This is a genomic window from Bacteroidota bacterium (assembly GCA_016699695.1).
Taxonomy (GTDB): Bacteria; Bacteroidota; Bacteroidia; order Bacteroidales; family UBA10428; genus UBA10428.
Map to the genome: position 1 here is coordinate 1494273 of CP065006.1, position 20370 is coordinate 1514642.

Sequence of the window (20370 nt, forward strand, 5' to 3'; positions counted from 1 at the left end):
AAGCCCGCTGTATGGCTTTCTCTTATAGCTCCCTTATTGTATGAAAAGCAGCGGTTTCGTTAACCGCATTTCGAAGATCCACAATCGGTGCAAATCAAGCAGCCTTCCTGATAAATTAGGCTATCCGATCCGCATTCCTGGCATTTCACTCCCTTTTTCACTTTGGTACCATTCGGAATGTATTTTTTCAGGGCACGTTCCACTCCATTTTTCCAGGTATTGATGTTGTCGCTGTCGAGGTGCAGCGAACTTACAAGTCGCACCACGTCGGGTATAGGCATTCCGTGGCGCAACACGCTTGAAATCAGTTTGGCATAGTTCCAGTATTCTTTGTCGAACATATGCGAAAGTCCGCCCAGTGTGTTTTTATATCCAAATTTATCGGTATACTGAAAGTCATAACGCGATACACCATTCTCGTCCTGTGCCTTGATAATCTTTCCTTTTTTAATTGACTTTGGTATCGGAAACATCTCCTCGTCGGCCAAACCGGTAAAGATTTCGTACGGACGATCATCCTTGATGCCCACGAAAGCAATCCACTTTTCGTCGTCGTTGTTAAAACGTATTATCTCGGCATCGAGTACTTTTGGGCGAACCAGTGAATGGCTTTCTTCGTCCGCAGAGGCATCGTTCTTTTTACTGTCGTTACTCACGAGTACACCGGTGCGCGAACCATCGCGGTATACGGTAACTCCCTTGCAACCGCTTTTCCAGGCACTGACATAAAGCTCACTCACCAATTCTTCTTTGGCTTCTTCGGGTAAGTTAATGGTCACACTGATGGAATGGTCGACCCACTTTTGTACTTCGCCCTGCATGTGTACTTTGCTCAACCAGTCGACATCATTCGAAGTAGCTTTGTAATAGGGCGATTTCGCTACTACTTCTTTTAATTGCTCTTCGTCATAAGCCTTTACTTCGTCGGTGTTATAGCCGTTTATTTCAAGCCAGGTTAAAAACTTATGATGAAAAACATAGTATTCTTCCCACGAATCACCCACTTCGTCGATAAAGGCAACGCGTGCACTGGTGTCGTTGGGATTAACTTTGCGGCGACGCTTATAAACGGGCAGAAACACTGGTTCGATGCCGGAAGTAGTCTGCGTCATTAAGCTGGTGGTGCCTGTGGGGGCAATGGTAAGCAGAGCAATGTTCCTGCGGCCATATTTTACCATGTCGTGGTAAAGACTCTCGTCTTCTTTGCGCAAACGCTGAATGAAAGGATTGTTGCGTTCCAGGGTTGTATCGTAAATAGCAAAGGCTCCACGGTCGCGGGCAGTGTATACCGACGAGCGGTAGGCTTCGATGGCAGTGGTTTTGTGCACTTCAACCGAGAAGTCGGTTGCATCGTCGCTGCCGTAACGCAAACCAAGAGCGGCCAGCATGTCACCTTCGGCGGTGATGCCAATACCTGTGCGACGGCCTTCTTCAGCTTTTAAGCGAATGTTTTCCCAAAGCTTCTTCTCGACGCGTTTCACTTCCAATTCCTCAGGGTCGTTGGATATCTTGCCCAGAATGGCATCAATTTTTTCCAGTTCCAGGTCAATGATATCGTCCATCATGCGCTGCGCGACATGCACATGCTTTTTATACAGGTCGAAATTAAAACGGGCTTCGGCAGTAAAGGGGTTTTCGACATAGCTGTATAGGTTGATAGCCAATAGCCTGCAAGAATCGTAGGGACATAGCGGAATTTCGCCGCAAGGGTTGGTCGATACCGTTTTGTAGCCAAAATCGGCATAGCAATCGGGTATAGCCTCTGATGCGATTGTGTCCCAGAAAAGTATGCCGGGTTCGGCAGATTTCCAGGCATTGTGCACAATTTTTTCCCAAAACTTGCGGGCATCAATTTCTTTCACAAAGGTAGGATTGGGCGAATCGACAGGGTATTGCTGACGGTATGGTTTCCCGTCCACAACAGCCTGCATAAATTCGTTGTCGATACGCACCGATACGTTGGCTCCGGTAACTTTTCCGGCAGACATTTTTGCATCGATAAAAGACTCTGAATCGGGGTGTTTGATGCTGATACTAAGCATTAGCGCTCCACGCCGTCCATCCTGGGCCACTTCGCGGGTTGAGTTGGAATAGCGTTCCATAAAAGGCACTACACCTGTAGAGGTAAGTGCACTGTTTAATACGGGGCTTCCTTTGGGGCGAATATGCGACAAATCGTGACCAACACCTCCACGACGCTTCATCAGCTGAACCTGCTCCTGATCTATTTTCATAATGGCACCGTAGGAATCTGAGGGGCCATCGTTTCCGATCACAAAGCAATTCGACAATGACGCAATCTGAAAATTATTGCCAATGCCAGTCATGGGCCCACCTTGAGGCACGATATATTTAAAATCTTTCAGTACATCAAAAATTTCATCCTCCGTAAGCGGATTGGGATATTTTTTCTCTATACGGGCAATCTCGCTCGCCAGACGACGGTGCATGTCGTCAGGATTTTTTTCGTACAACTTGCCATACGAATCTTTCAGCGCATACTTGCTTATCCATACTGTAGCAGCAAGCTCATCACCCTTAAAATACTCAATAGAACTTTTCAATGCTTCGTCGTAGGTATACACCTTAGGTCCGCTATTGTCATCATTTTTTTTCATCTCTTTCACTTCCCTGTCGACAGACAGCTGATTGGTTTTAATCTCTTCGGCTTGCATGGGCAAAAATATTTAAGGTGCTCTGTTGTTGTATAATAAATCGTGAGAAAATTCCCCGAGGTTGGACTTGCAATATATGGACAGAATTATTCCTGAACAATTGGAAACGAGTTGTAGTTTTTAACATTTGCCGATAGTTATTAACTTTCGGTTATAACCGCCTGAAATGCTGATTAGTAGGATTTTACAGCCTTCATTATGATAAGAAATAGAATTGTCAAACGCAACTTTTTCGAGAGAATTTTTATGAGTGACTTATTAACATCGTGAAAGGCGAAAACAAGAGAAAAATATAATATACAAGGCTAACGTGAACAGGTTTTTTGTGTATTCGACCCACTATGCTATTGATATTCTAAACATTATTGAATCAAATTAAATATTTTTGTTTGAAAGCAAACTATTCCCTATCTTCGCACACCGAAAAAAACATCGGAATAGCCTTATAGGTTAAGGGATTTCGAGGTTTTTGCCAAAAAATAACCAATTGGCGATAACGAATTCCAGGTAACTGGAATGAGCCACCGCCCATTGAAACAATAATAAAAGGTGCTAGTTCAAAACTACTGCCTGTTTTTATAGTTCAAGAATGCCCAGATGGCGGAATCGGTAGACGCGCTGGTCTCAAACACCAGTTCCTTCACCGGAGTGCCGGTTCGACCCCGGCTCTGGGTACCAGGCAAACCCCCAATGAATCTCGTTGGGGGTTTTTATTTTATGTCATCGCTTGTTAATTACTTTACAACTTCCTTGAGCAAAAGATTGAATAGCTTTCCTATTTTCACCCCCAAATTACGGGTATGAAACGAGCATGCTATCTTAATCACAAATTCAGAAGAAAATTCATCATGCGAGTTCCATCCGGCCCTATTTAAAAATTACTCTCGGATGAAAATACACTTTATAGCTATTGGCGGAGCGGCCATGCACAACCTGGCACTTGCCCTTCTGAAAAAAAATTACACCATCACTGGGTCCGACGATGAGATATTTGAACCCTCGCGCACACGCCTCGAGAAAGCCGGCCTGCTCCCTGATGCTTATGGGTGGTTTCCGGAACGCATTCACAAACAACTCGATGCAGTTATTCTGGGCATGCACGCCCGTGAAGATAATCCCGAATTGATTCGTGCCCGCGAACTAAACCTGAAGATCTATTCCTACCCTGAATTTCTGTACCAGCAAACCCAATACAAGAAAAGAGTGGTGATAGGAGGAAGCCATGGTAAAACGACCGTTACCTCCATGATTATGCACGTATTGAAAAAGCAAGGCATGGCATTTGACTACATGGTAGGAGCCCAGATTGAAGGATTTGAAACCATGGTATCGCTTTCCGATGAAGCCACCATCGCAGTATTTGAAGGTGATGAGTATTTGTCATCCCCCATCGACCGACGGCCTAAATTTCACCTGTACTATCCCCACATTGCCCTGATTAACGGCATTGGATGGGACCATATCAATGTGTTTCCGACTTTTGAGGTTTACCTCGAACAGTTTAAGATTTTCATCGATAAAATTATGCCTCAGGGTATACTGTTCTATTTTGAACACGATACGCATTTGCAGCAATTGGTAAAAAACCGCCCCCGTACCGACATCAAGATGATTCCCTTTTCAGCTCCGGCCAGCAAAATCGAAGAAGGTATCACACACCTGCATCTTGAAAATAAAAAATCTGTGGCACTGGAAGTTTTTGGTGCCCATAACCTGCAAAACCTTGCCGGTGCACGCGAGGTGTGTCTTTCGCTGGGCATTGGCGAAGAGGCTTTTTACGATTCCATCGGTAGCTTTAAAGGCTCGGCCAAACGTTTGCAGAAGATTTTCGATGACAAGCAAAATACCATTTTCCTCGACTTTGCCCATTCGCCCTCGAAAGTAGCAGGCACCATTGAAGCGGTAAAAAATCAATACCCAATAGCAGAAATTGTAGCGGTGTACGAACTTCATACCTTTAGCAGTTTAAATAAGGAGTTTTTAGCAGAATACCATGGAAGCCTCGATGGGGTTACTAAAGCTGCTGTGTTTTTTAACCCACAGGTAATTGAGCATAAAAAACTCCCGCCCATCAGCCCTCAGGAAGTTGTGGAAGCCTTTGGCAATGAAGAAATAGAAGTTATCACGGATACAAAAAACTTAAAATCGTGGCTTCAAACAAACCGCTCCAAAAACCGGCAAATAGTGTTGTTAATGAGCTCCGGAAACTTCGGGGGAATTGATTCGGTTGAATTTGTTTCACTTTTTAATTGATTTTCATTTCAATTTAAGAGCAAATTCACCTTTTTTTTTTATATTGAGAAAGAAAACTGAAACACATCATACAATCCTATAAACATTATGGAAGTAAAAGGTACCGCTGTTATTGCAATCAGAGATTTTGTAAAGCGCAATTACCCAAACGATTTTGAAAAGTGGCTGAATTCCCTTGAGCCTGCATCAAAAGCAATCTACATGTCCACTATCGACTCTACAAAATGGTATCCGGTGGAATCAGGTGCAAAAGATCCCACCGAGAAAATCGGAAAGATGTTTTACAAGGGTAATATCGAAAAAGGGGCTATCGAAGCAGGCCGTTATAGTGCCGAAAAAGCCCTGACAGGTATTTATAAAATATTTGTAATGGCTGCCAACCCCCAATACATTGTAAAAAGAGCCTCGCGTGTAATGATCACTTATTACCGCCCTATTGAGGTGAATGTGGTAAAAGAATTGCCCAATGGAGTGGTGGTGGAATTCACAAAAATTGAAAACCGTTACCCGGCAATTGAAAAACGTATCATGGGTTGGTGCGAAAGAGCGCTCGAAATTTCTGGCTGCAAGAATGTAAAACTCACCGATAGGTTTGTGCGCGAACAGGCAGATGGTAAGGTAATTGAAATTACTATGAACTGGAACTAATTTTTTTCGCAAAAAAAATTTGCACCAAAAATAAATTCCCTTATTTTTGCACTCCGATTTCAGATACGAAATCAGCAAGGTCCGTTCGTCTAGGGGTTAGGACGCCAGGTTTTCATCCTGGTAACAGGGGTTCGATTCCCCTACGGACTACAGAATTTTCCCCACTTCGCCTGCCGGAGTGGGGTTTTTTGTTTTCAGGGAATAGCTGAAAAGAAGAAAGCATTAAAAACCTCGGATTGCCGGGGTTTTTAATGCTTCAACAAAAAAACTTACGCTGGCCTCAGACGAGCTCAATGCAAGTGTGGAAAAAGTGTCTTAATCTTTCACACAGCGAACAGATAAGCCATACTCCTTCACATAGTGGTACCTCAGAAAATCGCTGTTATTGTAATGAATAAATCGATACCAGGCATAATCAGTATCGATTTCAGTTTTACTCCACCAAATTCCATTGAGTCCAATACCTTCGAACGCTCCATTGGTTTCATTGCGATAGCCTCCTGGAAGCGCTGTAAAGCCTGTTTCGTTAGTGGCTCCGGGGTTAGGACTTGTCCAATGCATAGTTCCGAATTCTTTGAGTTTGTTACCAGCAATGCTTTCGCCACCCAAATAAGTTGCTAGGGTAGTCCACTCCTCATCACTGGGTATGTGCCAGCCCTCAGGAGCGAGTTTTTCTGTATTTACAGCATACCAGTTGTATAGAAGGCCATAAGTGGCTATTGTATCAGGAATTGTTATGTTTTTAATGTTACAATATGCTCCTGTTGTTAAAGCTATCCATTCGTCATTATTGATTACATGGGGTATGGGGGTACCATCGTTGTACTTAGTAGTTCGAAGGTTCTCGGCCATCCAGGTTTGTGTGCCGATAGTGACTGTTTTATACACATTGCTATCTTGGTCTGTCATTATTCCATAGGTTACATTAGTATTAAACACGGCTGTAGTTTTTCCATTTGTTGTATTGTCTGGTAATGGCTCATTATCATCCTCGTTCTCGCAACTACTGGAAAATACTAAAAATATACCCAAGAACATTGAAATGATTACTGCAAATTTTTGTTTAGTTTCCATCGTTTTAAATTTAAGTGGTAGTAGTAATTTATCTAGTTGTTATGATTGCCTGAAAGTGAAGGTTTCGAGTTCTTATGGCTAAAAATTGGGGTGAAAAATAGGAGTAACTCGATACTGTGTTTTTTTGTTCATCACTTGCCTTAACTATTTTCCCGGCCTTCCATGCTCCAGTATTTTGGTAATGTGGCAAAACATTTCAAAGATGATGCCAGACCAAAACATCGATCAGGCAAAAAGTCGGATTCGTGAACCTAGGTTGTTTTTTTAACCAAATCAAAATCCTCTTTTTCAGTAGCTTAATGCTAAACCGTTCTTTTCTAAATATAAATAATATCAACTCGTTTAGGCAGGATTCTCGTGCTTGTAGTTAGAATTTCAACAAGAAACCTTGAACCACTTAAAAAACGAATGCCTGGATTTTCTAACCAGGCATTTGTTTATTCTTATTAGCATGAACTTTTAGTGCTTGCCAGCAGGGGTAAAAGTAACAGTCTTGCCAAAGCGATGAAGTTGTCAAACAAACAAAGGTAGCCTGCTAAATAATTTACTTATTCAATGGGGAAAGTACTCTGAGGCTCTTTGTTTTCGATGCTAAGTATCTCGAAAACAACATAATTACTCATGCCGCGCCAGGGAATAGCATGAAGGTATTCCTTGTAGCGAAGTTCTACCTCTTTTCCGCTACAACGCTCTAATACCATTGCAATACTATCGTTGGTAACACTAAATTCGAACTCATTGCTTTGCAGTGCTCCTGGGGCTGATGTTTTAAATCCTGTCTGAATCAATCGACCTTCGAAGGTTTTAAAGACATAGCCTTTTTTAACAATAAAGTTCAAGGTGCCAGCCTTTACCCCTTCGCCAAACACAAAGTAATAGCGCCACCAAATTAATATTGCCAATGCCAGCACAGCAATGAAAATTGCAATGCGAAAGATTTTTTTCATGCTCTTTATTTTCTATCAAATATAAACAATGGAATTCTTACAATGGATAGAAAGCCTCATTTATCTATTATCATTTATTAAGCTATTCCTCGCCATCTGGCCCTCATCTGCGACGAGGTTTTTAAGTTTTTAACTTAGTTGCCTATCTATATTACTTTATCTCTTTTACCCATCCTCATTATAAACGAGGACGAGAGGGGATGAGGGTTTTTTTATGCCTGTTTTGGCCAACTATTGGTCAACGAATCCTATTTTTTATCAAATTGACGATAAGCAAAAGAAATATAAATTATTTCCTTTTACTAGATTAAGTTATTGTTTAATACTTACTTTTCCTAAATCTTTCAGGGATAGGATTAGAACTATATGTTTTTATTTCAATCACAGGGGATAACGGTTGAGAACTTACAGTGTTAAGATATAATTTTTCTCTATGATATAATTCATGATAGTTTTTAAAAGCATCTTTGTAAACAATATAAATGTGAAGAAACATTGTCTCAATTTTCTTTGATTTTATGGCAGTTCTTCGAAACACAATGGAAAAGGGGTGATCTTTTAGGATGACATCAGAAAACAGTACCTTGTTTTCTTTATCATAGTCCAAAGGATTTCTTAGGTCAATACTTTTAGTTAAAGGGTTATTACTATCGGTGCGAAAAAATTTTTGTACAATGATATCTTTTTTTTCTCTATCTGCATTTCTAATGTATTCTCGAAAATCAAATTGATCTAGATCGTATATTGTTACATTACAGTTTACATAAATAGGGTATGCGGGAGTTTTGCCATCATTTATGAAGGTTATTGGTATATCAATAGTTTCATACACAAAATAATCTTTGGTGTCATAGGTCGGAATCAACCCATATTCACCAGGTTCAACCCAAACGTATGGTCTATATTCTGCATTTACTGCATTTTGGTTTAGTTTGGCTTGACGGCAGGTTTGGGTAATTGCCACAACGCTAATAATGAATCCAAGTAAACCTATTGTTTTTTCTGAGATGCCTGCGAATATCTTTTTAATTCTTACAGATGCCATAAATTAGTAATTGTTGGTAGGTTTATGATAATTGGTTTTTTATTTCACAAATTGAATAATTAAATTGCAGAACAAAATGTTAATTCATTATAGATTTCCCCCCTCTCAGCGTAGTTTTTACTACGCTGAACAATTTCCGTAGCATTCGCTACAGATAATTATCCATCAATTCTGTCAATTTCCAATATACTATCTATTTCTGCGTAATTCCTGGCACTACTGTACAGATAATCTTCTGCATTTACCACAATACCCGCTCTTACCGGATTTTCGTGTATATAGTTAATTCTTTGTTCTATCATTTTAGCATTATCGAGTTCGATTGCATGGTTTTAGCTTCGCTGAGCACTTCGTGGTTCATGTGTCCAAAACTGATATTCGTTATTTCTTTTATGTTGTCGTGCTGCATATCTGAAAATCCCTGGCTGGCGCGAGCTTGTAGCTCGTGCTTAAAGCAAGTCTATATCAATTAAACCTTGTTCTCCACAATAATATGCCGCACTGCTATACTTCCAATGTTGCGGTTCGTTAACAAATCCAGCCTCCACCGGATTATTATGAATATAGTCTAATTTTTGTTCAATAACATCATTACTCCATAACTCTATTGGTTTATTGTGTTGCTGCCAGAATTGCCTGTTTTTTACATTACTGTTCTTCTCTCCTGCTCTTTGCATCATCCATAATAACCATTCTTTCCGACTTTCCTTAGGATTTTCTACGATAAGTTCCTGTATTCTTTTAGACGTAAAGGTTTTTAACTCCTTAATCAGCTTGCTCGGATTATTATTTTTATCTCGGAATATTAAATGGACATGACTTGGTAAAATACAATATGCAAATAACTCCAAACCCTTACTTTTTCTGCAATATTCCAGGCTTTCGATAAAAGAAATAAAATATTGCTCACGTACAAAAACATCTAACCAGTAAACCGTGGCAAACGAAACAAAATAAACACCTTCCGGATTATGAAATTTATATTTTCTACTCATAGAAGTAAAAATATTAAATTCCGGCAGGAAGGCAATTCTTTTGAGGTAACATTAGCACGAGCTAAAAGCTCGCGCTAGCAGATGGGCTCAAATGGGTCAACCAGACACGTAAGGAATTTAACTAAGCCTTATTCACCCACCAACAATTCTCCAAAGCTCTCGCTCCGGTGAAAATCGGGTTGTGTCGAATGTACCGGACTCCAGCTCAGGTAATGCGGTTGGGGCATTTCGTTGCCACACTTGTAAAAATTGGCCTTCAGTTTCTCGCCCTTTAAGGTTTTTACCGGGTGCATAAAAAAAGCCTGAAATGATATTGCTATTATCAGTTCCCAACTAACTAAACCACTCGTGTGTGCAATTGCTTCTGTGCCTAAAGTCGACTGCCTGTAAATGCTGTCGGTTGCCTTCTGAGGTCCGGGGAGCCTGTTGTGTCTCGAAGTGCCATAACCCAACAACAACCGCCCAATGCAATTAAATTCAAAGTTATAATAAGCCTCATCGCCCGGAAGGCTTACGAAAAACTCTACACATGAGTCGTTGTAAACTTTGCCGTTGTCAGTGAGGATTCGTGCCAGAGTGCCTTCTTCCTCTACATAAAATTTTAATATAATGCCAGCCTGTGTGCAGGCTATGGAAAAAGATACTTTTGGTTGATAATTGAATTCAGGCCAGTTGAGGCTTGCTATTTCATGCACAGTCATAGTTTGCAACAAGGGGCTGATAAGCAGGTTATCAAGAGCTGGTGCCGGATGTAAAAATGGAACTGAAATCGTTTTCACTCCTGTTTTTCAGATTAAATCAGTGAGACTATAATTTTAGAAATCACGAGAATTCGGGATGAACTAAAATTATCAAGTCGAACTGATCCCGATGCGCAGCAATCGGGATCTTTGGGTCATACTGGTTTCGCCAATAATTAAGGCGCGAGGCGAAGTGGTAGTAAAAGATTATTAAACTGCCACCTTCACTACTACTTTCTTCACAATACCCGGCTTATCGACACAATAGCCGGGCCCGTGTAAATCCAGTGGGGTAAGCACAGCCCCTTCGCCCTGGCGCAGTATCACTGAAGAAAAAGCTGCTACTTTGGGAAAGAAATAGTCTTTCTCAACATTATAGGTGTCTGCCTCAGTAATATCCTCTTCCGAGGCTAAAAGGATTTTTTCCTCTCCCTCGAAAATGTACTGTACATCGATGTACTGCCGGTGCCCTTCCATTTTAATCGTTTCGCCGGTTTTACTGGTATAGGTCTGGAAAATGGCAAACAAGGCTTTGCCATCTATCTCCATGGTTTTGCTGGATCCCTCACTCAGAGTGAGGAAAATAGCATTCAAATCTGTTTGTGATAAATAATCCAGCGCCTGAAGTATTCTGGTATGACTTGTTTGTGACGCAAGGGTGCGAAGATTTCCGACAATAGCCATAATTATCTATTTCATGATTAAAAACCGAAGGTATTCTTTAAAAGTACGAAGTATTTTCATTTTCGACCGGCCTTTTCGTTTGTGCGACAACAAATTGGTTGGCACTTCGATGACCGATGCACCCGATTTAATGGCCTTAATCAATATTTCGACCATGCAAATAAAACCTTTTTCGCGGATTATCTCCGAATGGTTGTTTTTGATTGTTTGCACCAACGATATGCGGTAAATACGGTAAAACGAACTCATGGTGGCTACACGCAGGTTAAACACCGAACGCAACACGACATTGGCTCCCAGCGAAACGATTTTTCTAAACAATCCTGTTTTCTCGAGTTTACCACCCTGTGCATATACCGAGGCCAGCACCAGGTCGAAGCCCAGATTGGCTATGGCATGCATTTTTGGCAAAGTGGTTAAATCGGACGTGTTGTCGCCTTCGATGGTCACAATGAGTTCGGCTCCCGGCAAAGAATTGGCTAAAATCCATTCGAAGCCGAGGTTAAACGAATCGCCCGGGCCCTGGTTGAGTGGCTTCTCAATGACATGATAAGAAGTATCTTTAAAATACGAATGAATTTGTTGAATGGTGTCATCAGTTGAGCAATCGTCGACTAACACAAAAAACTTATCTACCCCCGGCAGCACCGCAGTGAGGTTATCGTGCAGCTCTTGTATGTTGGCCGACTCGTTGTAAAGGGGAATGAGGAAATAGCTTACCATTTTTCTATTTTGCGTTGCCATTCAATGGTTTCCCTCAGGCCATCGGCCAAGGTATAACGGGGTTTATAACCAAAAAATGAAATGAGTTTATCAATCGATGGCACCCTGCGCTGTACATCTTCGTATTTTCCAAAGCTCGAATAAGGAATCATATTCAGCTGGGGTGGAATTTTATCGCCGTTGACCAGTTTCCAGATCAGCCGGCCAAGATCTGCTATGGTAATTTCTTCGCTAGGATCAGAGGCTATGTTGAAAATCTCGTTGTCCGACTTTTCTGATTCGATGCAGAGCACCAGGGCGGCTACGGTATCTTTAATGTAGGTAAAGGTGCGGGTTTGCAAGCCATCGCCATGTATCTCAAGCGCTTCCTGCCTGGCCGACCTGCTGATAAAAAGCGATTGTGGCCCTCCCCACCAGGTGAGGTTTTGGTTGGGGCCATAGGAACCAAAAAAGCGGACAATAGTGTATTTCAGATCAAACTCATCGTGGTTGGCCAGGATGTATTGTTCGCCATACATTTTCGAAATGGCATAGGCCCAGCGTTTCACAGTAGGAGGTCCCATCACCAGGTCCGATTCTTCGGTAAAAGGCACCTGTTTGTTTTTGCCATACACATCGGAGGTCGAAGCAAATAAAAGTTTACTCTTGTCTGCAAGGCATTTGGCTACAATGTTCCGCAACATGATCTGGTTTTCGTCGAGGGTACGAAAAGCGCTCGAATAGCGTGGTATCTTCTGCGAGGCCAGGTGCACAACCAGGTCAACCTTGTACTCTTTTATTACAAAAGGGTTACAGATATCTCCCGAGTGGAAATGAAATTTTTCATGAGTCAGAAAGGGTTCAATGTTACGCAATTCGCCATAACTCAGATTATCGATTCCATATACATCATGACCCTTTGCAAGCAAGGCTTCTGCAAGATTTGACCCGATAAAACCGGCTACTCCGGTTATTAATATTTTCACGAGAATGTTGTTAAGTTACTTATTTGATATTTTGAAACTATTGGTTTAAAAACGATATGTTATACACCACAAAACCTCTCGGGTTGTCTTTTACCTGATTGTTGTAGGCTATCTGCAAGGTGTTCTGACCATTTACTAAATCGGTTTTAGCGATGGTAAAGGCATAATACTGTCTGCGTGGATCGAAGTATTTAAAGCCCCCGGTACTCCCGATCTCCTGAAGCGTAAAAGCCACGGTGCGCTTATCGTTAATCACAATAAACCCTTCGTTTGGCCTGTCGAGGCCTTCGGCTTCGATAAATATTCTAAGGCTGTTGAGGGCTGAGGTATTCAGGTTGAAATTCAATTTTTGCGAAGCTACCCGAGCCGGATTTTTTCCTAATTCAATGGCCAGGGTGTTGGTAAACTTCCGGGGCTCATCGTGGTTCCAGCTAAATATTTGTACGTCGCCATTGCCCAAATCGAAATGATAATTGGTGTTGCGAATAATAAAATCCTTAGCCCTCGGATCGGTCATTACATTGTCGAAATAATAATCGGCAAAAAACCAGCCTTTTTTGTTGTTGTTGTAGGTATTCACCAGATCGTCGTATGAGGTAGCGGTGTTGGGCTCACCGGTTGCTTCGCGGTAAACGTATTGCTTCAGCTTGGTATCGTAAACCCTTTGGCGAAACCACACCGAATTGTCGCGCTTAAGGTACCAATCGGTAGCTCCGGGCCAGGTCGAAAGTACCAGGTCTTCCTTGGCAATCATCCTTTTCATCTTTTTGCAAATGCCTTTCCAGTTCACATAACCCACATGAATAAGGCTTTTGGGCGCCACCTGCCCATGTTCCTTGGTAGTAACCAGCGACTTGATCTTCCCAAAGGGAGAACCTGCCAGTAACAAGCCGGCTATGACGAGGAAAAGAAAGATACTAAAGCCTTTCTTTTCCGTAAGCTTTTGGGGCGCAATCAGGGGCACTAAGCGAGAAACTATAAAATAAAGGCCTGTTGCTGCTGAAATAAGGAAAAGCGGATAGATAAATAAAAGGTAATTCGGCGTACAAGGATTGCGGAAAATAAAACTCATCAGTAAAAAAGGCACCAGGAACATCGAAGTCATAAAAGCTGCCCCACGTCTTGCCTTTTGAAGAAAGAATGAAGCCGGAAGGCCCAATATACCAAGGTAGTAAAGGATAGTATAATCGTCCTTTACAATATTAAAATAAGTTTTAAAACAGGCAAAACGAGTCTCTTCCCCTTTAAACTGCGTAAAAATGTAGCTCCAGTCTGGCAATACCCAGTTAATAATCCGGTCTGGCAAAAGAATTCCCAATACCGGCCTTGCAATCTTGTCGAGCAGGCTGGGTGTAAAAAACACGATTACCGCAGCAACAATGAGGTAACTTGCAAGAGCATAGAAGTTTGTGAAAGCGCCCTTACCACCCCGAATCATCCGGCCAATGGCCAAATAGACCAAATAAGTGCTTAAACCAAATACCGCAAAAAATGTAAGCTGATGGTTAATCAGGGAAAACACGAATACAAAGGGTAAGGCCAATAAATATTTCTTATTGATTTGGTTGCGTGTAAAAAAATTATTCTTGCCTTTCTCCGTCTCTGAAGTGTGATTAAATGCCATCCAGATTACAATAAGCAAAAGAAGGTAGGCAAACTCGAAACTGGCATAATTGCGGGCAATGCGCGACCAGATAATTGCATAAAGTGAAAAGGCCCCTAAAAACGCGGCAATTATGCCCACGTTGCGGTTAAAGAGTTTCTTTGCAAGGAAATAAATGAGTGGTATCGATAAACTTCCGAATAAAATGCTGGGTATCCGTGCAGTAATCTCACTTGCTCCAAAGAGTTTGAAGAAGGCGATGATAACCCAGGTTAAGAATATACCGTTGTTATCCGATTGCATCATCGACCCGCCTTTTAAAAAGCGGTATGCCGGGCTTACATGCATGTATTCATCGACCCATAAGGATAAATATCCCAGTTGGTAGTAGCGCAGCAATAAGGCTGCCAGGGTAATTACAGCAAGAATTATTATGGTAGTTTTGCCCGAAAGGAAACTCCAGTCTGGAAAAGAATTCCGTACTTCAGGGCTTGGTTTTGATTTGCTCATTTTGAGTTTACATTGAAATTACAATCCTTTCCACAACCGAAAACCTAGGTTTTACGGCGCGCTAAATTTAATGGAAAGACTTCGTCTTTGCAAAACCTTATTGGGAATAAAATTAGCTGCTCTAAACTGATTATTGATCCAGTAAAAGACTAATTGCTAAGGATAATTGAGAATAGGATGTCCCAGCCTTTCGGGTTACTCTTTTTGGAGTATTTTTTCGATTTTAGGTAACTCGAATTGAAAACCCTGTGCAAGCAAGTTGTGTGGAACCGCTTGCTGATCGTGCAGAAAAATTTCAGAAAGACTTTGCAGCAGAAACTTTACGATGCCGGATGCAATATTAATGCGGAGTACTTTATAACCAGCCTGTTGGGCAATCAATGTCTGCAAACTGGCTACCTGAATAGGTTCAGGGCTACACAAATTATACACTGTCGATGATTGGGGATGAAGCAGAATAAAATGTATGGCCCGCACCAGGTCATCGATATGAATCCATGAAACAAACTGATTTCCGGATCCAAAAACGAGGTTAATTCTGCTCTTTAAAATTTTTTTCATTTTTGGATAATAGCCCCCATCCTGACTTAGCACAACTCCAATTCGCAAAGTAGCAACAGGAATTTTAAAATCTTCGAGGCACGATTCCCATTCGGCACACACTTCGGCCAGATAGCCTGTTCCCGCCGGTGCTGTTTCGGTTAACAGTACATTGGGTTGATGACCATAAAACCCCACGGCCGAGGCGCTGATTAGTTTTAGTGGCTTTTGGTCGAGCTTTTCGAGCTCTTTTGAAAGCAGCATCAATGGACGTATACGACTTTGAAGTATTTTTTTCTTACGTGAGGTTCCCAGCCATCCCCCTGCAATGGATTCGCCACTTAGGTTTATCAGGTAATGTTGATTTTTCAATGCCTCCGGATCGAGATAATCCTCATCGGGGTTCCAGTAAAAACTGCGGAATGGTCCAGAATAATTTCTGTTCCTGCTAAGTATGGAAACTGCAAATCCTTGATTTTGCAGGTAACTTGAGAGGGCCCGACCAATTAAGCCTGAGCCACCACAAATGAGAAGGTTTTTTTTCTTTGCAGATTCCATATAGCAATAACAAGCAGAATGGGTAAAAGTTAGTCCTCTTTTTCAGCAATAGTAAGGATTAACTAAAAACTTTTAGAATTGCCAAGAAACAATTATTGGTGGTTTTTTCTGACAGCGGTAAAAAAAATGAGCCCGGGTTAACTACTCCCGGGCTCTAACCCTAACTAATTGAAAACTATGAAGTGTGACTACTCCTTAAGAAAAGGAGTACGAAAAATGCATGAAATATTAATAAAGAGAAATTGTATGATTGAAAGATTTGCGTTTGTTCGATAATAATACTTCGTATTCACCTGTAGGTAAATTCGATAAATCGTATTTACGGGCAAAATTGGCTTCGCTACCCGAATCCTCGAAAAACACTCCCTCTTCGGTTAAAATCTTAACCTCTGTTTTAGATTTTGAAGGATTATTCAGAAATACGAGTAAAGTTTTGTCGCTAAGCCTGAATACAGGTTCATTGACCAACTCGGTTTCTTTCACAATCACCTTCGAATCTTCGATTGCAATTGGTTTCTTAACAATCTCGTTGTTCCATTTTACAACAATCACATAGTTGCCATCTGCCAAACGCGAAAAATCAAACACCCTGTTAAAATCGGATGTATTTTTAACGTGTGTAGAGTAGAATATTACAGTTTCTTCATCGTTCTCAATAGATAGGTTGACTTGCTTGGCCTCAATTTCGACCAGCGAAATTACTGCCTTGTTTTGTTCACTGGTGCTGGTTTTCACCTTTACACCTCCGCCGGCCATAGCCACAACAGGCATGCCGGTAATTGCAAAAATAAGCAGTGCACGTAGCACTACATTTTTAACTCTGTTCATTTTTTGAAATAATTAGTAAATAATTACTTCGACAAAGTTAAGGGCATAATATTTCACTGCAATAGATATATTGTTAAAAAAACATTAATTTTTTCTTACATATTTTATCTGTTTTTGCATCTATTTATATTTTTTATAAGTTTTTTAGTGCTTTTTATGTTAATTTAACATTTATGTTATTTAATACACAATGCATATTTATGTATTGTCTGATTATCAGTTAATTATGATTTCAGGATTAGAAACAATCAAATTCTTCACTTTTTTAGGGTATAGCCTCATTTCTTATCGTTTTTTCATTTTTATCCTTCATTTTTTGGGGCAGTAACTCATTTTTTTATTCATTTTTATTCTATATGTCTATTTTTTTGCCTTCATTTCAATTTTTTTTCCAATGATTAATAATCAATTTTTCCTGTTAAGCCAAACAAAAAAAAGGCTGAAATAAACTTTCAGCCTCCTCGTTTATAGTTATGTTTTATCTATTTCCAGTTTTCCACCAGCATGTCATTAGCCAGTTTCGAAGCCAGTTCTGTATCCTTTAACAATTTTACCAAATCGAGCGAAAAGTGGAGTGCAGCCCCGGGCCCCCTCCCTGTGAGGATTGCACCAGACATGGCAGTGGACGTTTGTTTGATGGTGGCCCCTTTTAAATGTTTTTCAAATCCCGGATAGCACACAGCATCTTTTCCTTCCAGTATCCCCAATGCACCTAGCACCATAGGGGCTGCACAGATGGCTGCAATTGGTTCGTTTTTATGGGCTTGTGTTTGAAGGACTGTAGCTAATCCTTCGTGTTTCATTAGGTTGCCAGAGCCAGGCATACCTCCCGGCAAAATAATTACTGAGGCCTGGTCGTAATTCACATCTTCAAAAACCACATCGGTTACAATCTTTATTCCATGTGCACCGGTTACCTGCCGATGTCCGGTAATAGAAACCATTTGATTAGGGATATCGGCCCTGCGTAACACATCCACAATGGTTAGGGCCTCTATTTCTTCGAACCCTTCGGCAAAATGAACAAATGCTGTTTTCATGTTCCGATAATTTTAAGTGATGTTTAAATTTATGAAGTAATTTTCGAAATATTGTGCTCCAGGTAATTTTAAAACCCTTACTCCGGTGTATTGTCTAAAATTTCTCTCAGAAATTCGGTTTCGTACCCTCTCTGTGCAGCAAAGGCACTTAGTTTTTGATAGCGTTTGTAGGGATTCGTCTCCTTTATGGTGTTGTTTTTCTTTTGCAACTCGCGTATGACAAGTGTTTTGTATTCCTTCGCAGGAAAACTTACCAGGCATGTTTCGATGGATTTTGGGGCAATCCCTTTTCGTTTAAGCAAGTACCTTATTTTGTGTTTTCCCCATTTCCCTTGCCGGATTTTATCGTTCACAAAGGCTTGGGTGTAGCGCGCCTCATCAATGTATTTTTCACTCGTTAGTATTTGGCTGATATTGTCGAACTCTCCAGATAAATCCCATTCGTCGAGGCGGGTCTTAATGTCTAAAAGGCACTTTTCGGCTTTGCTGCATAAGTATTTCAGCTTTTCGAGCGCTTCGTCGCTGTTTATTTGTTTTCTTACCTCCATGATTTGATGATGCGGTTTTTCTGATTTAGGTCCTGAATCAACAGATGTTGAGTAAAGCCATCCTTTCTAAAGACATCAATCGTTTCATCGGCTAGCGATTCATTGATTTCAACCCACAAAACACCAGAGGGTTTTAGGTGATTGCTGGCATAAGAGGCAATTGCTTTATAAAACAATAAGGCGTCGGCATCGGGAACAAACAAGGCAGAGTGAGGCTCAAAATCCAGCACATTGGCTTGCATCAGTTGCTGTTCTGCCATACGAATATACGGCGGATTGCTCACAATCAGATCGAAAAGGGGAAAATGAATGTGAGGATGAAGAATATCGTCTAATCTGAAGTCTATTTCCATCTGATGCCGAATGGCATTGCGCCTTGCGGTTTCAAGCGCGCCGGGAGAGATGTCGATGGCAGTTACCTGGGCTCCCATTATGTGTTTTTTCAGTGAAATGGCAATGCAGCCGCTTCCGGTTCCGATATCCAAAATGCGAGGTTGATGCAGCTTGTTGTCCCTGATAATGGAATCAACGAGTAATTCAGTTTCCTGACGTGGAATGAGCACAAGGCCATTCACCTCGAAATTTAAGCCGTAAAAATCAGCTCGTCCCAGTACGTATTGGATAGGCTCATTAAGTGCCAGTCGCTCCAGAATGTTCTTCATTATGCCAATTGGCTCAGAACCGAGTTTTACTTCGGACTGAGTATGAAGCTGAATGGGGCTTAATCCAATTGCAAATTCAGCCGCCAGGGAGAATATGCTGTCTGTCTCCTGTCGATCGTAAATTCCTTTCAGCCTTTCGCGAAATAATAGTTGAAGCTGCTGAAGGGTTTGGGGGTAAAAGATATTCTTTTCCTCTGACATGCAAATAAATTTCAAGGATTTGTATTTTTGACTGTCGCAGGACCTATCGCAAAGCTATGCAGCAAATCTATGAAAAATACATACGCCGGTGCATCGATCTGGCATTAAATGGCAAAGGAAATACCCGCACCAACCCCATGGTAGGTTGTGTAATCGTATACGACGACAGGATTATTGGCGAGGGCTATCATGAGTATTTTGGGGGTCCCCATGCAGAGGTAAACGCCATACGTGCTGTGAAAGACCCGTCGCTGCTGACTAGATGCACCTTGTATGTTAGCCTGGAACCTTGTTCGCATACCGGTAAAACACCTCCCTGCTCCGACCTTATAATCGAAAAAAAAATACCCCGTGTGGTCATAGGTTCCGGCGATCCGAATTCGCTGGTGGCCGGAAGAGGCATTCAGAAACTCCGAAATGCAGGCATCGAAGTGATAGAAGGTGTGCTCCACGAAGAATGTAAGGCTATCAACCACGAGTTTTTTACTTTTCACAGTAAAAAAAGACCCTACATTATACTGAAGTGGGCCCAATCGGCCGATGGCTTTATGGACGTGATTCGGCCAGCCGGCTCTCCGGTGGGCCCTTACTGGATTTCGAACAGCCTATCGCAGCGTATGGTGCACAAATGGCGCACTGAAGTGGATGCTATCTTAGTTGGCACCAATACGGTAATCGCCGATAACCCCTCACTTACGGCCCGTTTGTGGCCAGGCCAATCGCCCCTGCGGGTTGTTCCTGACCGTTTTGGTCGGCTCGACACTTCTTACAAGGTTTTCTCTGCTGAAACCCCTACCCTTGTGTTTACAGAAGAGCAAAAGCCCGATACAGCTTCGGTGCATTACGAGCAAATCAATTTTGGGGAACATGCTCTGGAACAAATGCTCCAGTACCTCTGGGGCATTGAAGTTCAATCGCTACTGGTTGAAGGGGGCAGTAAACTTCTGAAGTCGTTTATCGACCAAAACCTTTGGGACGAAGCCAGGGTATTCACTGGTTCCAGGGCTTTTCATGATGGCTTACCTGCTCCGGTACTACAGCAAGAATGCATAGAAGATATACAAATACTCAACGATCAGTTGACAATTTTCAAACCCATCGCTACTCAGGCAATTTAATTCGACCGGTGTG

19 protein-coding genes and 2 tRNA genes are annotated in these 20370 nt (G+C 41.6%); 5 read left to right on the top strand and 16 right to left on the bottom strand.

Annotation, left to right across the window (positions count from 1 at the left end; all coding sequences use genetic code 11):
• Nucleotides 1-59: 59 nt before the first annotated feature.
• Nucleotides 60-2618 carry an adenosylcobalamin-dependent ribonucleoside-diphosphate reductase gene (locus tag IPM71_06370; protein ID QQS52789.1) on the bottom strand — a complete coding sequence of 853 codons (2559 nt, stop codon included), beginning with the start codon at nt 2616-2618 and terminating at the stop codon, nt 60-62.
• A gap of 648 nt (nt 2619-3266) precedes the next feature.
• Here IPM71_06370 and IPM71_06375 point away from each other — a divergent pair.
• The 4 genes from IPM71_06375 (at nt 3267) to IPM71_06390 (ending at nt 5726) form a co-directional block, all read left to right on the top strand.
• Nucleotides 3267-3353, top strand: a tRNA-Leu gene (locus tag IPM71_06375).
• 210 nt (nt 3354-3563) lie between these two features.
• Nucleotides 3564-4928, top strand: a complete 1365-nt coding sequence (locus IPM71_06380; protein QQS52358.1) for a peptidoglycan synthetase — start codon at nt 3564-3566, stop codon at nt 4926-4928.
• A gap of 87 nt (nt 4929-5015) precedes the next feature.
• Nucleotides 5016-5576: a hypothetical protein gene (locus IPM71_06385; GenBank protein QQS52359.1), complete on the top strand. Its 561-nt coding sequence runs from the start codon at nt 5016-5018 to the stop codon at nt 5574-5576.
• Between the two features lie 78 nt (nt 5577-5654).
• Nucleotides 5655-5726, top strand: a tRNA-Glu gene (locus IPM71_06390).
• 165 nt (nt 5727-5891) lie between these two features.
• Here IPM71_06390 and IPM71_06395 read toward each other — a convergent pair.
• The 15 genes from IPM71_06395 to prmC form a co-directional block, all read right to left on the bottom strand.
• Nucleotides 5892-6650 carry a fibrobacter succinogenes major paralogous domain-containing protein gene (locus IPM71_06395; protein QQS52360.1) on the bottom strand — a complete coding sequence of 253 codons (759 nt, stop codon included), beginning with the start codon at nt 6648-6650 and terminating at the stop codon, nt 5892-5894.
• A 548-nt stretch (nt 6651-7198) separates the two neighbouring features.
• Nucleotides 7199-7597, bottom strand: coding sequence for a hypothetical protein (locus IPM71_06400; protein ID QQS52361.1), 399 nt, complete (start codon nt 7595-7597; stop codon nt 7199-7201).
• A 319-nt stretch (nt 7598-7916) separates the two neighbouring features.
• A complete protein-coding gene (locus IPM71_06405; GenBank protein ID QQS52362.1) occupies nt 7917-8642 on the bottom strand; it encodes a hypothetical protein in 726 nt (241 codons plus the stop codon).
• A gap of 158 nt (nt 8643-8800) precedes the next feature.
• Nucleotides 8801-8944 carry a hypothetical protein gene (locus IPM71_06410; GenBank protein QQS52363.1) on the bottom strand — a complete coding sequence of 48 codons (144 nt, stop codon included), beginning with the start codon at nt 8942-8944 and terminating at the stop codon, nt 8801-8803.
• A gap of 147 nt (nt 8945-9091) precedes the next feature.
• Nucleotides 9092-9637 (bottom strand): transposase, encoded by a 546-nt coding sequence (locus tag IPM71_06415; protein ID QQS52364.1) that lies wholly within the window; start codon nt 9635-9637, stop codon nt 9092-9094.
• A 128-nt stretch (nt 9638-9765) separates the two neighbouring features.
• Nucleotides 9766-10416: a hypothetical protein gene (locus tag IPM71_06420; protein ID QQS52365.1), complete on the bottom strand. Its 651-nt coding sequence runs from the start codon at nt 10414-10416 to the stop codon at nt 9766-9768.
• A 171-nt stretch (nt 10417-10587) separates the two neighbouring features.
• Nucleotides 10588-11061: a YhcH/YjgK/YiaL family protein gene (locus IPM71_06425; protein ID QQS52366.1), complete on the bottom strand. Its 474-nt coding sequence runs from the start codon at nt 11059-11061 to the stop codon at nt 10588-10590.
• Nucleotides 11062-11067: 6 nt separating this feature from the next.
• Complete coding sequence (locus tag IPM71_06430) at nt 11068-11805, bottom strand: glycosyltransferase family 2 protein (protein QQS52367.1); 738 nt, start codon at nt 11803-11805, stop codon at nt 11068-11070.
• Nucleotides 11778-12749 carry an NAD-dependent epimerase/dehydratase family protein gene (locus IPM71_06435; protein ID QQS52368.1) on the bottom strand — a complete coding sequence of 324 codons (972 nt, stop codon included), beginning with the start codon at nt 12747-12749 and terminating at the stop codon, nt 11778-11780. Before IPM71_06435 ends, IPM71_06430 begins: the two co-directional genes overlap by 28 nt.
• Nucleotides 12750-12786: 37 nt before the next feature.
• Entirely contained in the window at nt 12787-14862 is a 2076-nt protein-coding gene (locus tag IPM71_06440; GenBank protein ID QQS52369.1) for a glycosyltransferase family 39 protein, read from the bottom strand.
• A gap of 195 nt (nt 14863-15057) precedes the next feature.
• On the bottom strand, nt 15058-15960 hold the full coding sequence (locus IPM71_06445; protein ID QQS52370.1) for a TIGR01777 family protein: 903 nt from the start codon (nt 15958-15960) through the stop codon (nt 15058-15060).
• Nucleotides 15961-16188: 228 nt separating this feature from the next.
• Complete coding sequence (locus tag IPM71_06450) at nt 16189-16788, bottom strand: hypothetical protein (protein ID QQS52371.1); 600 nt, start codon at nt 16786-16788, stop codon at nt 16189-16191.
• A 482-nt stretch (nt 16789-17270) separates the two neighbouring features.
• Nucleotides 17271-17828: a DJ-1/PfpI family protein gene (locus tag IPM71_06455; GenBank protein ID QQS52372.1), complete on the bottom strand. Its 558-nt coding sequence runs from the start codon at nt 17826-17828 to the stop codon at nt 17271-17273.
• A gap of 77 nt (nt 17829-17905) precedes the next feature.
• Nucleotides 17906-18376: a RecX family transcriptional regulator gene (locus IPM71_06460; GenBank protein ID QQS52373.1), complete on the bottom strand. Its 471-nt coding sequence runs from the start codon at nt 18374-18376 to the stop codon at nt 17906-17908.
• A complete protein-coding gene (gene prmC / locus IPM71_06465; GenBank protein ID QQS52374.1) occupies nt 18367-19239 on the bottom strand; it encodes a peptide chain release factor N(5)-glutamine methyltransferase in 873 nt (290 codons plus the stop codon). The genes IPM71_06460 and prmC overlap by 10 nt, the downstream gene beginning before the upstream one ends.
• Before the next feature lie 56 nt (nt 19240-19295).
• Here prmC and ribD point away from each other — a divergent pair, with 56 nt between their 5' ends.
• A complete protein-coding gene (gene ribD, locus IPM71_06470) occupies nt 19296-20357 on the top strand; it encodes a bifunctional diaminohydroxyphosphoribosylaminopyrimidine deaminase/5-amino-6-(5-phosphoribosylamino)uracil reductase RibD (GenBank protein QQS52375.1) in 1062 nt (353 codons plus the stop codon).
• Nucleotides 20358-20370 lie beyond the last annotated feature (13 nt).

Bases quoted from the DNA above. Each gene is read 5' to 3' on its own strand.
- IPM71_06370 (QQS52789.1), bottom strand. From the start codon at position 2,618: ATGAAAAAAAATGATGACAATAGCGGACCTAAGGTGTATACCTACGAC.
- IPM71_06380 (QQS52358.1), top strand. From the start codon at position 3,564: ATGAAAATACACTTTATAGCTATTGGCGGAGCGGCCATGCACAACCTG.
- IPM71_06385 (QQS52359.1), top strand. From the start codon at position 5,016: ATGGAAGTAAAAGGTACCGCTGTTATTGCAATCAGAGATTTTGTAAAG.
- IPM71_06395 (QQS52360.1), bottom strand. From the start codon at position 6,650: ATGGAAACTAAACAAAAATTTGCAGTAATCATTTCAATGTTCTTGGGT.
- IPM71_06400 (QQS52361.1), bottom strand. From the start codon at position 7,597: ATGAAAAAAATCTTTCGCATTGCAATTTTCATTGCTGTGCTGGCATTG.
- IPM71_06405 (QQS52362.1), bottom strand. From the start codon at position 8,642: ATGGCATCTGTAAGAATTAAAAAGATATTCGCAGGCATCTCAGAAAAA.
- IPM71_06410 (QQS52363.1), bottom strand. From the start codon at position 8,944: ATGATAGAACAAAGAATTAACTATATACACGAAAATCCGGTAAGAGCG.
- IPM71_06415 (QQS52364.1), bottom strand. From the start codon at position 9,637: ATGAGTAGAAAATATAAATTTCATAATCCGGAAGGTGTTTATTTTGTT.
- IPM71_06425 (QQS52366.1), bottom strand. From the start codon at position 11,061: ATGGCTATTGTCGGAAATCTTCGCACCCTTGCGTCACAAACAAGTCAT.
- IPM71_06430 (QQS52367.1), bottom strand. From the start codon at position 11,805: ATGGCAACGCAAAATAGAAAAATGGTAAGCTATTTCCTCATTCCCCTT.
- IPM71_06440 (QQS52369.1), bottom strand. From the start codon at position 14,862: ATGAGCAAATCAAAACCAAGCCCTGAAGTACGGAATTCTTTTCCAGAC.
- IPM71_06445 (QQS52370.1), bottom strand. From the start codon at position 15,960: ATGGAATCTGCAAAGAAAAAAAACCTTCTCATTTGTGGTGGCTCAGGC.
- IPM71_06450 (QQS52371.1), bottom strand. From the start codon at position 16,788: ATGAACAGAGTTAAAAATGTAGTGCTACGTGCACTGCTTATTTTTGCA.
- IPM71_06455 (QQS52372.1), bottom strand. From the start codon at position 17,828: ATGAAAACAGCATTTGTTCATTTTGCCGAAGGGTTCGAAGAAATAGAG.
- IPM71_06460 (QQS52373.1), bottom strand. From the start codon at position 18,376: ATGGAGGTAAGAAAACAAATAAACAGCGACGAAGCGCTCGAAAAGCTG.
- prmC (QQS52374.1), bottom strand. From the start codon at position 19,239: ATGTCAGAGGAAAAGAATATCTTTTACCCCCAAACCCTTCAGCAGCTT.
- ribD (QQS52375.1), top strand. From the start codon at position 19,296: ATGCAGCAAATCTATGAAAAATACATACGCCGGTGCATCGATCTGGCA.